14 protein-coding genes and 2 tRNA genes are annotated in these 13,890 nt (G+C 68.5%); 3 read left to right on the forward strand and 13 right to left on the reverse strand.

The features are described from left to right. Positions 1-12: 12 nt before the first annotated feature. The 11 genes from clpX to AC1DMN_RS06140 form a co-directional block, all read right to left on the reverse strand. Positions 13-1,281, reverse strand: coding sequence for an ATP-dependent Clp protease ATP-binding subunit ClpX (gene clpX, locus AC1DMN_RS06090; RefSeq protein ID WP_477384000.1), 1,269 nt, complete (start codon positions 1,279-1,281; stop codon positions 13-15). 163 nt (positions 1,282-1,444) lie between these two features. After that, positions 1,445-2,830, reverse strand: coding sequence for an FG-GAP repeat domain-containing protein (locus tag AC1DMN_RS06095; protein ID WP_477229243.1), 1,386 nt, complete (start codon positions 2,828-2,830; stop codon positions 1,445-1,447). Positions 2,831-3,006: 176 nt separating this feature from the next. Beyond that, positions 3,007-3,858: an aldehyde dehydrogenase family protein gene (locus AC1DMN_RS06100; RefSeq protein WP_477229244.1), complete on the reverse strand. Its 852-nt coding sequence runs from the start codon at positions 3,856-3,858 to the stop codon at positions 3,007-3,009. Next, a complete protein-coding gene (locus AC1DMN_RS06105; protein ID WP_477384002.1) occupies positions 3,855-5,342 on the reverse strand; it encodes an aldehyde dehydrogenase family protein in 1,488 nt (495 codons plus the stop codon). The genes AC1DMN_RS06100 and AC1DMN_RS06105 overlap by 4 nt, the downstream gene beginning before the upstream one ends. Before the next feature lie 13 nt (positions 5,343-5,355). Next, the gene (deoC, locus tag AC1DMN_RS06110) at positions 5,356-6,324 is read right to left on the reverse strand and encodes a deoxyribose-phosphate aldolase (RefSeq protein ID WP_477384020.1); all 969 of its coding nucleotides are present in this window, start codon (positions 6,322-6,324) and stop codon (positions 5,356-5,358) included. A gap of 29 nt (positions 6,325-6,353) precedes the next feature. Beyond that, complete coding sequence (locus tag AC1DMN_RS06115; RefSeq protein WP_440731501.1) at positions 6,354-7,307, reverse strand: sugar-binding transcriptional regulator; 954 nt, start codon at positions 7,305-7,307, stop codon at positions 6,354-6,356. 146 nt (positions 7,308-7,453) lie between these two features. Continuing rightward, a complete protein-coding gene (locus AC1DMN_RS06120; protein ID WP_477229246.1) occupies positions 7,454-8,104 on the reverse strand; it encodes an ATP-dependent Clp protease proteolytic subunit in 651 nt (216 codons plus the stop codon). A 17-nt stretch (positions 8,105-8,121) separates the two neighbouring features. Next, positions 8,122-8,712, reverse strand: a complete 591-nt coding sequence (locus tag AC1DMN_RS06125; protein ID WP_440731499.1) for an ATP-dependent Clp protease proteolytic subunit — start codon at positions 8,710-8,712, stop codon at positions 8,122-8,124. A gap of 80 nt (positions 8,713-8,792) precedes the next feature. After that, the gene (locus tag AC1DMN_RS06130; RefSeq protein ID WP_440731498.1) at positions 8,793-9,287 is read right to left on the reverse strand and encodes a tetratricopeptide repeat protein; all 495 of its coding nucleotides are present in this window, start codon (positions 9,285-9,287) and stop codon (positions 8,793-8,795) included. An 81-nt stretch (positions 9,288-9,368) separates the two neighbouring features. Next, positions 9,369-10,856, reverse strand: a complete 1,488-nt coding sequence (gene tig, locus AC1DMN_RS06135; RefSeq protein WP_441975704.1) for a trigger factor — start codon at positions 10,854-10,856, stop codon at positions 9,369-9,371. Between the two features lie 63 nt (positions 10,857-10,919). Further along, positions 10,920-10,993, reverse strand: a tRNA-Pro gene (locus tag AC1DMN_RS06140). A 130-nt stretch (positions 10,994-11,123) separates the two neighbouring features. On the opposite strand from AC1DMN_RS06140, the gene AC1DMN_RS06145 reads away from it, so the two are divergent. The 3 genes from AC1DMN_RS06145 to AC1DMN_RS06155 all read left to right on the forward strand — a co-directional run bounded on the left by AC1DMN_RS06145 (position 11,124) and on the right by AC1DMN_RS06155 (position 13,162). Beyond that, positions 11,124-11,197, forward strand: a tRNA-Gly gene (locus tag AC1DMN_RS06145). A 132-nt stretch (positions 11,198-11,329) separates the two neighbouring features. Beyond that, positions 11,330-11,698 carry an A1S_2505 family phage non-structural protein gene (locus tag AC1DMN_RS06150; protein WP_440731496.1) on the forward strand — a complete coding sequence of 123 codons (369 nt, stop codon included), beginning with the start codon at positions 11,330-11,332 and terminating at the stop codon, positions 11,696-11,698. Between the two features lie 144 nt (positions 11,699-11,842). Then, the gene (locus tag AC1DMN_RS06155) at positions 11,843-13,162 is read left to right on the forward strand and encodes a hypothetical protein (protein ID WP_477229247.1); all 1,320 of its coding nucleotides are present in this window, start codon (positions 11,843-11,845) and stop codon (positions 13,160-13,162) included. A gap of 100 nt (positions 13,163-13,262) precedes the next feature. On the opposite strand, the gene AC1DMN_RS06160 is transcribed toward AC1DMN_RS06155, so the two are convergent. Beyond that, entirely contained in the window at positions 13,263-13,619 is a 357-nt protein-coding gene (locus AC1DMN_RS06160) for an RNA polymerase-binding protein RbpA (RefSeq protein WP_045272527.1), read from the reverse strand. Further along, positions 13,619-13,867, reverse strand: coding sequence for a preprotein translocase subunit SecG (gene secG / locus AC1DMN_RS06165; protein ID WP_251441808.1), 249 nt, complete (start codon positions 13,865-13,867; stop codon positions 13,619-13,621). Before secG ends, AC1DMN_RS06160 begins: the two co-directional genes overlap by 1 nt. Positions 13,868-13,890 lie beyond the last annotated feature (23 nt).

Genomic DNA, 13,890 nt, shown 5'->3' on the forward strand with positions numbered 1-13,890 from the left:
CGACAGCGCGGCTCAGGCGCTCTTGCGCTTRCGYGCCAGCACCAGCGTGGGCGGCGCGCCTTCGTCGACCGCGGCGCGGGTCACGACGACCTTCTGCACGTCCTCCTCGGACGGGATCTCGAACATGATCGGTCCGAGCACATCCTCCAGGATCGCCCGGAGCCCGCGCGCGCCGGTCTTGCGCAGCACGGCGAGGTCAGCGATCGACTGCAGAGCATCGTCCTCGAACTCCAGCTCCACCCCGTCGAGCTGGAACATGCGCTGGTACTGCTTGACCAGTGCGTTGCGCGGCCCGGTGAGGATGTCAATGAGGGCAGCCTGGTCGAGCGGCGAGACCGAGGCGACGACCGGCAGCCGGCCGATGAACTCGGGGATGAGACCGAACTTGTGCAGATCCTCCGGGAGCACCTCGCTGAACAGATCGAGATCCTTGCCCTTGTCATGCAGCGGGGCGCCGAATCCGACGCCATGCTTGCCGACGCGGGAGGAGACGATGTCCTCGAGGCCCGCGAAGGCCCCGGCGACGATGAACAACACGTTCGTGGTGTCGATCTGCAGGAACTCCTGGTGCGGGTGCTTGCGACCGCCCTGCGGCGGCACCGACGCGACCGTGCCCTCGAGGATCTTCAGCAGCGCCTGCTGCACGCCCTCACCCGAGACGTCGCGAGTGATCGACGGGTTCTCGGCCTTGCGCGCGATCTTGTCGATCTCGTCGATGTAGATGATGCCCTGCTCAGCGCGCTTGACGTCGTAGTYCGCGGCCTGGATCAGTTTGAGCAGGATGTTCTCCACATCCTCACCGACGTAGCCCGCCTCGGTGAGCGCGGTGGCGTCGGCGACCGCGAACGGCACGTTCAGTCGCTTCGCAAGGGTCTGCGCGAGGTAGGTCTTGCCGCAGCCGGTCGGGCCGATCATCAAGATGTTGCTCTTGGCGATCTCGATGTCTTCGGCCTTCTGCTCSGCCGGCTGCAGYGTKCCACGRGCTCGMACSCGCTTGTAGTGGTTGTAGACCGCCACCGCGAGCGCCTTCTTGGCCGGCTCCTGACCTACCACGTACTCCTCGAGGAAGGAGAAGATCTCTCGAGGCTTGGGCAGATCGAACTCGGCGACCTCGCCGTTCGCGGATTCGGCCATGCGCTCTTCGATGATCTCGTTGCAGAGCTCGACGCACTCGTCGCAGATGTACACGCCGGGACCGGCGATGAGCTGCTGAACCTGCTTCTGACTCTTGCCGCAGAACGAGCACTTGAACAGGTCGGCGCTCTCACCGATGCGTGCCATGTGCGTCCTCCTTCGAGACGTGGTCCACGATCGCAGCGAATGCGATCACGGGGCGTTGATGCCGCTGTTCGAGCCTAACTGCTGCATCCGACATCCGGCCGCATCGCCACGGATCCCCCGGCGCCGCATCGCTCCGCCCACCGCGAACGCCTCGTGCGGTGCGTCAGCTGATGAACGAGAATCCACCCCAGCCGTTGCCGATCTGCTGATACGAGCCGATCGTGCCCGAGCCCGTCCCTCTGTAGAGCCACAACGATTGATCAGTTCCGCTACGGCCGATGATGTCGGCGTTGCCGTCCCCGTCGTAGTCGCCTGCGCCCGTGATCGTCGAGAAGACGTTCCATCCCGAGCCGATCCTCTGACCCGCTGTGAATCCGCTCCCTGTGCCGTAGTAGGCCCACAGGGCGCCAGTCCAGTCACGCGCGATCAGGTCGCCACGCCCGTTGTTGTCGAAGTCCCCCGTGACGAGTGCCGTCATGATCGACCAGCCGGAACCGATCTGGACGCGCCCGCCGAACCGCCCATCCCCCAACCCGGGGTAGGCGTACAGCACACCGGCGGGCCCGCGGGTCACGAGATCGGCGCGGCCGTCACCCGTGAAGTCCACTCCCCCCGCCAGCAGGCTGTAGTCCGACGTCCATCCCGATCCGACCAGGGCGCCGCTGTAGTGGCTCGATGCGTCGCCTGCGTAGTAGAACAGGTTCCCGTTGGTGCGTGTCTGGAGCAGGTCCCCCGCCCCGTCGCCGTTGAAATCACCGTGAACGATCGCAGAGGTCGTCTCCCAGCCGTTGCCGAGGGTGTTCCCCATCAACCACGTCGTTCCGACCGGTCCGTAGCTCAGATACTCGACGAGATAGCCGTCGTTGCGCACACCGAGCAGATCCGACTTCATGTCACCGTTGAGGTCGAAGGGGCCGTTGGGCGGCAGTGATCCAACGCTCCCGCGGTACTCGAAATGATTGTGATCGCAGGAGTCGTCGAACTGCGTCCACTGCGCGGGGACGGCGAGGCGGCTGCGGCACTGATACTGCCCGAGTCCGGCGGGTGCCGGGAGCGCGGTGAACATGGAGTTGATCAGCGCGAGATCCTGCTGCGTCCCGCCGGTCGATGCGACGCCGTTGACGCGTGAGATGTCCACGGCGTGGCCGCCGCCGTTGCGCCAGTGGTATCCGCTCGTCCCGATCGCACTGAGCTCGCCGGTGCAGAACCTGTTCAGAGAGGCGACATACAGCGAGAACTTCCTGTCGACGATCGTCGTCTTGAGCGCCTGCAGGATCACCGGGTCGATGATGCAGTCGCGGACTTGGCCGCCGATGACGTGGGACTGCAGGGTGCCGCTGGCATACCCCTGGATCTGCGCCATGGGTTCGGGGTTCCCGCTGAGCAAGCCACTGTTGACCAGCTGCTGCGCGAGCGTCTGCGACGCGGGCAGGGGCGCGGTCGCCGAGGCGGTGCTCGTCGGCAGCAGTGACGCGGTCGCGACAAGCGCCGCGCCGAGAACCGCCAGGGTCAGCCGCCGCCATGATCTCCGCTGCACGAGTCGCTCCACCCGTTCAATATATTGGGAACGGCTTGCGCTGGGTGCCGCTGGAGTTTGGCCGTCATCGATGTGCGTCGGAATCAGGCATGGTGGCGGCGCGCACTGGACACCCCCCGACCGGTGACGATGAGGCAGGGTCTTGCTGCGTCGCCGCCACCGTCGTGGCGAGCGTCGGCGGCGCGCCGTCAGACCATGCTCTTCGGGTGCCAGACCGTCTTCACCTCGGTGAAGGCGGCGATCCGCTGAGGAGAGGAGACGACCTCACCCGGAGCGAGCACGCGCTTGAGCGTGTCGGCGGCGGCGATCTGCAGGTCGACCCAGTCGATTCCGCCGGCGCCGGCGAGATCGAGGGCGTTGACGTCGGCATGCGACGCGAGCCAGGGCGCGAGCTCGGCCGGGGATCCGGTGAGCACGTTCACCACGCCGCCGGGAAGGTCGCTCGTSGCCARCACCTCGGCGAGGCTGATCGCCGAGAGCGGGTACTGCTCGCTCGCCACGACGACCACCGCGTTGCCCGCGACGAGCGCCGGGGCGACGACGGAGACGAGGCCCAGGAGCGCGTTCTCCTGCGGCGCGACGATCGCGACGACGCCGGTCGGCTCCGGAGCGGAGATGTTGAAGTAGGCGCCCGCGACCGGGTTCAGATTGCCGGCGACCTGGGCGTACTTGTCGCACCAGCCCGCGTACCAGACCCASAGRTCGATGGCCTCGTCGACCTGCGCCCCTGCGGCGGCGACGGATACGCCCTGCTGTGCCACGATCTCGTCGACGAACTGCGCCCTGCGCCCCTCGAGCACCTCGGCCACGCGGTACAGCACCTGTCCCCGGTTGTACGCGGTGGCCTTCGCCCAGCCCGCCTGCGCGGTGCGCGCGGCCTTCACCGCGTCACGCACATCCTTGCGCGAAGCCTGGGCGGCATTCGCCAGGAACGCGCCCTTCGAAGTGGTGACCTCATAGGTGCGTCCCGATTCGCTGCGCGGGAACGCGCCGCCGATCGCGAGCTTGTATGTCTTGGGCACCGTCAGTCGCGCGCTCATGCCGCGGATCCCTTCTTCTGCGCCCTGGCCTCGATCTGGCGGGCGACCCCTGCCGGACGCAGGTACGCGGTCAGGCCCTGCTTGCCGCCCTCGCGGCCGTAGCCGGACTCCTTGTAACCGCCGAACGGGCTGGACGGGTCGAATCGGTTGAACGTGTTCGCCCACACCACGCCGGCGCGGAGGCGGTCGGCCACGGCGAGGATCCGGGATCCCTTGTCGCTCCAGATCCCTGCGGAGAGACCGTAAGGAGTGTTGTTCGCCTTCGCGATCGCCTCGGCCGGTGTGCGGAAGGTGAGCACCGACAGCACGGGGCCGAACACCTCCTCGCGGGCGATGCGATGCGACGCCTCGACGCCGGTGAAGATCGTCGGAGCGAACCAGAAGCCCTTCTCGGGGATCACGCAGTCGGCGGTCCAGCGCTCGGCGCCCTCGTCCTCGCCGACCTGGCTGAGCTCCCTGATGCGGGCGAGCTGCTCGGCCGAGTTGATGGCGCCGATGTCGGTGTTCTTGTCGAGCGGGTCACCGAGACGCAGCGTCGACAGGCGGGACTTCAGCCGGTCGATGACCTCGTCGTGGATCGATTCCTGCACGAGCAGGCGGCTGCCGGCGCAGCACACGTGGCCCTGGTTGAAGAAGATGCCGTTGACGATCCCCTCGACCGCCTGGTCGATCGGGGCGTCGTCGAACACGATGTTCGCCGCCTTGCCGCCGAGCTCGAGGGTGAGTGCCTTGCCCGTGCCCGCCACCGTGCGGGCGATCTCGCGACCCACCGCGGTCGACCCCGTGAAGGCGACCTTGTCGACGTCGGGATGGCGCACCAGCGCGGCGCCAGTGGCGCCGGCACCCGTGATGATGTTCACCACACCGRCCGGAAGGTCGGCCTGCTGCAGGATCTCGGCGAAGATCAGCGCCGTGAGCGACGTCGTCTCAGCGGGCTTCAGCACAACCGTGTTGCCGGCAGCCAGGGCCGGGGCGACCTTCCAGGCGAGCATGAGCAGCGGGAAGTTCCACGGGATGACCTGGCCCGCGACACCGTGCGCCGCCGGGTCAGGTCCTGCGCCGGCGTAGTCCAGCTTGTCCGCCCAGCCCGCGTAGTAGAAGAACCACGAAGCGACGAGCGGCACGTCGACGTCGCGGGACTCCTTGATCGGCTTGCCGTTGTCGAGGCTCTCGGCGACAGCGAGCTCGCGGGCGCGCTCCTGCACGAGCCGCGCGATGCGGAACAGGTACTTGCCCCGGTCGCRGCCGCTCATCTTCGACCACACCTTGGTGTAGGCGCGACGTGCAGCGGCGACAGCGAGGTCCACGTCCTCATCCGACGCGTGCGCGATCGTCGCGATGCGCGACTCGTCGGCGGGCGAGATCGTGCCGAACGAGGCGCCGCGCCCCTCGACGAACTCGCCGTCGATGAAGAGCCCGTATTCGTCCTTCAGGTTGAGGATGCTCCGCGACTCGGGCGCGGGTGCGTATTCCAAGAATCCCATGAACAGTCCTTCGTCAGTCGATCGTGACGTAGTCGGGGCCGGAGTAGTGGCCGGTGGTCAGCTTCTGCCGCTGCAGCAGCACGTCGTTGAGCAGGCTCGACGCGCCGAAGCGGAACAGGTGCGGCTGCAGCCACTCCTCACCCACGGTCTCGGCGACGTGCACGAGATACTTCACCGCGTCCTTCGAGGAGCGGATCCCGCCGGCGGGCTTGACGCCGATCTTCTCACCGGTGAGCCCGTGCCAGTCGCGCACGGCTTCGAGCATGAGCAGCGTGACGGGCAGCGTAGCCGCCGGGGCGACCTTGCCGGTGGAGGTCTTGATGAAATCGCCGCCGGCCAGCATGCCCAGCCACGACGCGCGCTTGATGTTGTCGTAGGTGTTCAGCTCGCCGGTCTCGAGGATGATCTTCAGCGAAGCGGAGGTGCCGTCCTCCCGGCGGCACGCGTCCTTGACAGCCACGATCTGGTCGAACACCTGGCCGTAGCGGCCGGCGAGGAAAGCGCCTCGGTCGATGACCATGTCGATCTCGTCGGCGCCGGCCTCGACCGCGTCACGGGTGTCGGCAAGCTTCACCCCGAGCGATGMGCGGCCGCTCGGGAACGCGGTCGCGACGGCCGCGACCGAGATGCCGCCGTCGTCGGGGTCGCCGTGGCGGGGGCCGAGCGCCTCGACCGCGTACGGCACCATGTCGCCGTAGACGCACACCGCCGCGACCGACGGGCAGGTCGGATCCGAGGCATCGGGCAGCTTGGCTTTGGAGACCAGCGAGCGCACCTTGCCCGGGGTGTCGGCACCCTCCAGCGTCGTGAGGTCGATGAGTCGCACGATCGTGTCGAGAGCCCACGCCTTCGACGTCGTCTTGATGGAGCGCGTCCCGAGCGCGGCGGAGCGCTGCTCCAGGCCCACTGCATCCACTCCGGGCAGGCCGTGCAGGAATCGGCGCAGCGTGAGGTCGTCGGGGTCGCCGCCGAGCACCTCCAGCGCGGTGCGCCGTGCGAGTTCGGTCGTCGTCACTGGTCCTCCAAGAGGGTCCGGGCGGTCGCCTCGTCGGTGACCACCATCGTGCACAGGTTCGCGGTCACGACCGTGCGGGCGATGTCGTGCTTCGCCTCTCCGGCCGTGACGAAGACAGAGGTGCGCGCCTCACGCAGCCGCTCCAGGCTGAGCCCGACCGTGCGGGCATCGAGCTCAGGATCGACGATGTTGCCGTCCGCATCGATGTAGCGGCCCAGCACGTCGCCGACCGCGCCGCGCCGGCCCAGTTCGTCGATGTCCCGGACGCTCAGATAGCCGTTGTCGACGTGGGCGGATCCGGCGTCGCAAACGCCCGCGGTGAAGAGGTAGGCGTCGGCCTGAGCGGCCTGCTCGAGCACGCCGGCGACGGTGCGATCGCGCTCGATGGCCTGCTTGGTCTCCAGCCGCTCCAGGATTGCGGGGCTGGGCAGCAGTGCGACATGCCCCGAGGCGCGCTGCGCGATCGTGGCCGCGAGCGAGGCGGCGCCTCCCGGGCGGCGGTTCACGCTCACGCCGCCGTTCATCTGCACCACGGTCACGCCACGGGCCCAGCCCTCTGCCATGCGGTCGGCGATCGCGGTCAGTGTCCGCCCCCAGCTCACGGCGAGCGTCTTCGGCACGGGCCGGAGCGCGGCGAGGTGGTCTGCGGCACCCTGCGCGACGCGCGCGAGCGTCTCGGCGTCGCTCGGACCGTTCGGGACGACGACGGCGTCGGCAAGCCCGAAGCGCTCGCGCAACTCGCGCTCGATGCCGAGCTTGCGGGCGCGCGGGTGCACGATCTCGATCCGCACGATCCCATCGATCCTGGCCTGCTGCAGGAGCCGCCCGACCTTCCAGCGCGAGATGCCCAGCAGGCCACCGATCTCGTCCTGCGTCTTGTCCTCGTCGTAGTACAGCTCCGCGACGCGGACGGCGAGCAGCTCGTCGTCGTCGATGGCGGATCGGGGCATGCTTCGAGAGTACCCTCCGCCACGCGCACGCGCACCGCCCTGCTCATATGAGCAAGGCTCACCACTCACTCGCGCAACGGGAGCGGGAACGCGAAAGGGCGGCCCGGAAAGAATCCGGACCGCCCTTTCACGGGGGTGTCAGCAGGTCAGCTCAGCGCCTGGCGCTTGCGGCTCGTGAGCACCTGGTCGACGATGCCGTACTCCTTGGCCTGCTCGGCGGAGAGGATGTTGTCGCGATCGATGTCGCGGTTCACCTTCTCGACCGGCTGACCGGTGTGCCTGGCCATGGTCTCCTCGAGCCACGTGCGCATGCGCAGGATCTCCGCGGCCTGGATCTCGATGTCCGACGCCTGTCCCTGACCGGCCTCGCCCATCGCGGGCTGGTGCATCAGCACGCGGGCGTTCGGCAGCGCGAGACGCTTGCCCGGCGCGCCTGCGGCGAGCAGGACCGAGGCGGCCGAAGCGGCCTGACCGAGCACGACGGTCTGGATCTGCGGCGCGACGTACTGCATCGTGTCGTAGATCGCGGTCATCGCCGTGAAGGATCCGCCGGGCGAGTTGATGTACATCGTGATGTCGCGCTCGGAGTCCTGGCTCTCCAGGACCAGCAGCTGCGCCATCACGTCATCGGCGGATGCGTCGTCGACCTGCACGCCGAGGAAGATCACGCGATCCTCGAACAGCTTGTTGTACGGGTCCTGACGCTTGAAGCCGTAGGCGGTGCGCTCCTCGAACTGAGGGAGGACGTAGCGGCTCGAGGGCAGAGTGCCGGCGGACCGGAACGTGGGTGTGTACATGAGTGTCCTCTCCAGCCTTACTTGTCCGCGCCCGTGCCGCCGCCGCCGTGCACGTCACTGGCGTGCTCGCGCATGTGGTCGACGAATCCGTATTCGAGAGCCTCGGAGGCGGTGAACCAGCGGTCGCGGTCGCCATCCTCGTTGATCTGCTCCACCGTCTTGCCGGTCTGCGACGCAGTGATCTCGGCGAGGCGCTGCTTCATCGACAGGATGAGCTGCGCCTGCGTCTGGATGTCGCTGGACGTGCCGCCGAAGCCGCCATGCGGCTGGTGCAGCAGCACCCGCGCGTTCGGCGTGATGTAGCGCTTGCCCTTGGTGCCGCTGGTGAGCAGCAGTTGCCCCATCGAGGCCGCCATGCCGATGCCGACCGTGACGATGTCGTTCGGCACGAACTGCATCGTGTCGTAGATCGCCATGCCGGCGGTGATGGAGCCGCCGGGCGAGTTGATGTAGAGGTAGATGTCCTTCTCGGGGTCCTCTGCGGCGAGAAGGAGGATCTTGGCGCAGATCTCGTTGGCGTTCTCGTCCCGCACCTCGGATCCCAGCCAGATGATGCGATCCTTGAGCAGCCTGTCAAAGACGCTCGTCGCGACCAGGGGTTCAGCCATTTCAGCTCCTGTTTCCGTGTTCGGTGTTTCGAATCTACCGGCGACAACGCACGCGCCCGGCCGTGTTCGCCGTCGGCATATCAGGCGTCGTCGCCTGCGATCTCGTGGGCATAGGCGGTCATCGACCGGTGGTAGCGAGGCATGTGCGGCACGAGCGCCAGGACCGCGACCCCGAGCCCGCGTTCCGGCTGTCCGGCGCTGGCGAGAGCGAGCGCATGCATGGCGGCGATCGCGTCGCGGTAGATCGAGTCCGGGTGCGCCGCGTGCTCGGACTCGATGAGCTCGAGGGCGCCCCGCACGTCGCCGAGGTTGCGCAGCGAGCTGGCGAGCTGGATCGTCGCCTGGGCGCGTCGATCGTCGTCGAGACCGAGCTCGAGGGCACGCCGGTACAGCGGCACGGCTTCGTCAGGCAGCCCCGCGGAATCGCGCGCTCCGGCGCGCTCGAACGCGGCCTCAGCGTCGTCCGGCCCGCGCTCGGCGGCGATCGCGTCGATCCTCGCGATCACCTCTTCGTCGACGAGGCCGCCTGCGGCGGCGTCCCAGACAGCGTCGATCCGCTCCTGCCAGTCCTTCATCTCTGTCCTCGCGTCTTCTCGGGATGCGAAGAGGGCGGGTGCGTGGTGCACCCGCCCTCTTCCGGATCATGGATCCGATGATTACTCGGCGTCAGCGGCCTTCTCGGCGGCCTTCTTGGCCGGAGCCTTGCGGGCGGCCGGCTTCTTCGCGGCGGGCTTCTCCTCGGCGGCGGGAGCCTCATCGGCGTCCGCGACCTTGGCGGGAGCCTTCTTCGCGGGTGCCTTCTTGGCCGGTGCCTTCTTGGCCGGCTTCTCCTCGACCGGAGCCTCGGCGGCGTCCTCGGCCTCGTCCTCGGTGGCCACGAAACCGGTCAGATCCACGGCCTTGCCGTTGGAGTCGACCACGGTGACCTTGCCGAGCGCGACTGCGAGGGCCTTGTTGCGGGCGACCTCGCCGACCAGCACAGGCAGCTGGTTCTGGGACTGCAGCGCCTCGACGAACTCCTGCGGAGCCATGCCGTACTGCGCGGCGGACTGGATCAGGTACTGGCTGAGCTCGTCCTGCGAGACCTGCACATTGGCGCTCTCGGCGATGGAGTCGAGCAGCACCTGGGTGCGGAACTGCTTGGTGCTCGCCTCGGTGACCTCGGCGCGGTGCTCGTCGTCCTCCAGGCGGCCTTCGCCCTCGAGGTGGTTGTGCACCTCGTCCTCGATGAGCTGCGGCGGGACGGGGATGTCGATCTGCTCGAGCAGCGTCTCGACGAGCTTGTCGCGTGCGGCGGAGGCCTGCGTGAACACGCCCTGCTGCTCGACCGACTCGCGCAGGCTGTCGCGCAGCTCGGCGATCGTGTCGAACTCGCTCGCGATCTGCGCGAAGTCGTCGTCAGCCTCGGGCAGCTCACGCTCCTTGACGGCCTTGACCGTGACGGAGACCTCGGCCTCCTCGCCGGCGTGGTCGCCGCCGACGAGCTTCGAGCGGAACGTGGTGTCCTCACCGGCGGTGAGGGAGTCGATCGCGTCGTCGATGCCCTCGAGCAGCTCGCCGGAACCGACCTCGTAGGAGACGCCCTCCGCGCGGTCGATCTCGGCGCCGTCGATCGCGGCGACGAGGTCGAGCTCGACGAAGTCGCCGGCCTTCGCGGGACGGTCGACCGGCACCAGGGTGCCGAAGCGGGCGCGCAGGCGGTCGAGCTCTGCATCCAGGGCGGCGTCATCGGCCTCGACGGCGTCGACGGTCACGGTGATGCCGTCGAGCGAGGGGACCTCGATCTCGGGACGGACATCGACCTCGACCTCGACCTTGAGGTCGCCGGAGAAGTCCTTCTCGTTCGGCCACTCGATGACCTCGGCCGAGGGGCGGCCGACGATACGGAGGTTGTGCTCGAGCGACGCCTCGCGGAAGAAGGTGTCCAGGCCCTCGTTGACGGCGTGCTCGATGACCGCGCCACGACCGACGCGCTGGTCGATGATCGGCGCGGGCACCTTGCCCTTGCGGAAGCCGGGGATCTGCACGTCCTGAGCAATGTGCTCGTACGCGTGCGCGATGCTGGGCTTGAGGTCCTCGGGGGTGACCGTGATGTGCAGCTTGACCCGGGTCGGGGCAAGCTTCTCGACGGTGCTGTTCGCCATGCTGGTGTGTCTCCTTGTGAATGTCCCGCGCGGAGATCCACGCGAGTGCGACGTGTGTGAACGTCGGGGCGACAGGATTTGAACCTGCGACCTCCCGCTCCCAAAGCGGGCGCTCTACCAAGCTGAGCTACGCCCCGGTTAGGACCCGCGCGCGCGGGAACGGCCTCCACGAGTCTAACGGACCAGAGCACCCCCGCCGGTCAGGTATGCTCGTGGGAGTCCGCGGTGTTGTTGCGCGGGCCGGTTCCCTCGCTCGTCGAGGGATCCGGGGCTGTAGCTTAGTGGTAAAGCCTCTGTCTTCCAAACAGATGATGCGAGTTCGATTCTCGTCAGCCCCTCCACTTCTCCCTACTCCTGCAAGGGATCTCAGGCGGATCCCGATCCGACGATCGCCGGGATGCGCTCGATCCGCGACGGCAGGCTCATCTTCTCCCGTTCGCGGCGTAGAGTTCGCTGCGTCGAAGGGAGCGGGCATGGAGATCACCCCCGCGCGCATCACGGCACTCCAGCCGGACCAGGTGTTCGTCTTCGGCTCGAACGCCGAGGGCCTTCATGGCGGCGGCGCCGCCCTGATCGCGTACGAGCGGTTCGGCGCGGCGTGGGGTGAAGGGCACGGTCATCACGGCCAGACCTATGCCATCGACACCATGAGCGGGCTCGAGGTCCTCGCCGCAGAAGCACAGGGGTTCGTCGCATACGCGACCGCTCACCCTGCCCTGCGTTTCCTGCTCACCCCGGTCGGATGCGGGATCGCGGGCTACAGGCCCGATCAAGTCGCGCCGTCGTTCGCCGGCCTGCCTGACAATGTGTCGGTGCCGGCGAGCTTCGTCGCCTTCCTCTGAGGTCGCGGCGCCGAGCAGCCTCGACCGCATGCGTCCGAGCGGGCCCGGCTTGGCCGATCTGCATGAGAGGATGTCCGCACCTGCGACGACATCGAGCCGCCGCACGCCGCATCGCCTGGCCCCTCGGCCCCGAACGACAGGACCGTGATGGAAGAGCCCCGCCCTCCGCGCGGCGACGACGCCCCGTCGCACGTCGATGATGCTCCATCCCTGATCGGCGCGGTCCCGCCGTACCTCGACGGCGCCTCGCCGCTGGGCACGAGCGCCTCCGACCCCGAGACGGGCACAGACGACACCGACGCGACGCAGACCGCTCCCACCGACCCCGACGCCCGTCGTCGCCGGCGGCGCCGCGTCCTGGCCTGGGTGCTGCCTCCCGCGGTCGCCGTGCTGATGCTGGGCGCGTTGGCCGCCCTCGAGCTCACGGCATGGCAGAGCTTCGACCACGAGAGCACCTCGCTGAGCAAGGCACTCGACGATCAGGACGAGGTCACGCGCCAGGTCCAGTCCGCCCTCTCAGGTTCGCGCAGCGTGACCGACGCGGCGACCGCCGTCCTCGCCGTTGCGGACGGCGGGCTGCTCACCGCCGAGGACCGCACAATGCTCACCGACGTCACCCATCAGTCCACCGAGCAGTCCAGGGCCGCCTCAGCGCTGATCCCCGGCAGTCGCCCTCGTGCGGGCACACGGAAGTTCTGGTTCTGGGAGGTCAACACCGACACCGCACGACTCGAGAGGCTCGATGCGAGCGCCCGCGACCGGGCGAAGAAGCTCAGCGCCGCCGAGGGGCCGCTGCGGACCGCCACCGAAGCAACCCGCACCACGGCGTCGACCGCGCTCACGGCGGCGGCGGGTCGCGCTGCAGCCGCGGAGGCCGCGAACGTGCCCGCCGACAACGACGCCGTGCTCGACCTCCGCTACGCCGTCGACCAGGTCAGGCAGCGCGCGTCGCCGTTCCAGCCCCGGGTGTCCGCGGACTACACAGCCCTCGCTCAAGCCGTGCAGAAGCTGCAGGAGTCGCACGCCGCCACGCTCGCCAGCGAATCCGGGCCGCTCGAGCAGTCCCGCCTCGACCTGGAGGCGTTCGCCCGGTCTCTCGCCCCGGGCCTCCTCTTGGACTTCGAATGGGCCGACCTCATCAACGGCCTGGGGGAATCCAACGGTTACCTCTCCGGGGAGACCGCCTGGTGGTACGACAGAGGCGGATATGCGACCATCCGGCTGTCGAACTCGATCGCCCAGGAATGGCCGAGCGACGCCGCCCACGCGATCGTCGCCCACGAGGTCGGGCACGCCATCACGATCCGCTGCCGCACGATGTACGACACGACGAACGATCAGACGGCGGAGGCCTGGGCCACCGCGTGGGCGATCAGCATGGGCTTCACGTCCGACGCCAACGGCACTTCCGCCTACGGCACTCCCCCCGATTCACTGATCCAGACCGCAGCCGGCTGCCGGTGAACCCGGCGCGCCTCGTCGTCCGCACCGTCCGAAGTCGCCCGGACACGACGAGAGCCCCTGCCGAAGCAGGGGCTCTCGGGTGCGACGGTGCGCGACGAAGTCAGGACTGACCGCGCCGCTCGCGCAGCTGTGCGAGGGCGTCGCCGAGAAGCTGCTCGGCCTCCTCGTCGGTGCGGCGTTCCTTCACGTACGCGAGGTGCGTCTTGTAGGGCTCCGCCTTCGCGATCTCCGGCGGGTTCTCCTTGTCCCGCCCGGCGGGAAGTCCGGAGTGCGGGTGATCGATGATGTCCGGGATCTCCTCCTCGGGCAGGCCCGCCGCGAAGTACCGCACGGTCTCGTTGCCGAGCCCGTCCCAGTACGAGATCGCGATGCGGTCGGCGTGATAGCCGTGGTCCTGCTCCCCCATGGGGCCCGATCCGACCCTCGTCCCGCGGATCGCGTTGCCGCCGGTCGCCATCAGATGGCCTCGAACTTCGTGATGAGGCCGAGTCCGACGACCGCCACGAACCAGACCAGGGCGAGAACGACCGTGAAGCGGTTGAGGTTCCGCTCGGCGAGACCGCTGGATCCGACCGCKGASGACATGCCGCCGCCGAACATGTCGGAGAGGCCTCCGCCGCGCCCCTTGTGGAGCAGGATCAGAAGGGTCAGCAGGACGCTGGTGATGCCCAGCAGTACCTGCAGGATGAACTGGAGAATATCCACGGATCGGCCTTTCGCTCGGGCCC

The organism is Microbacterium sp. 01T413_2 (genome assembly GCF_056398985.1).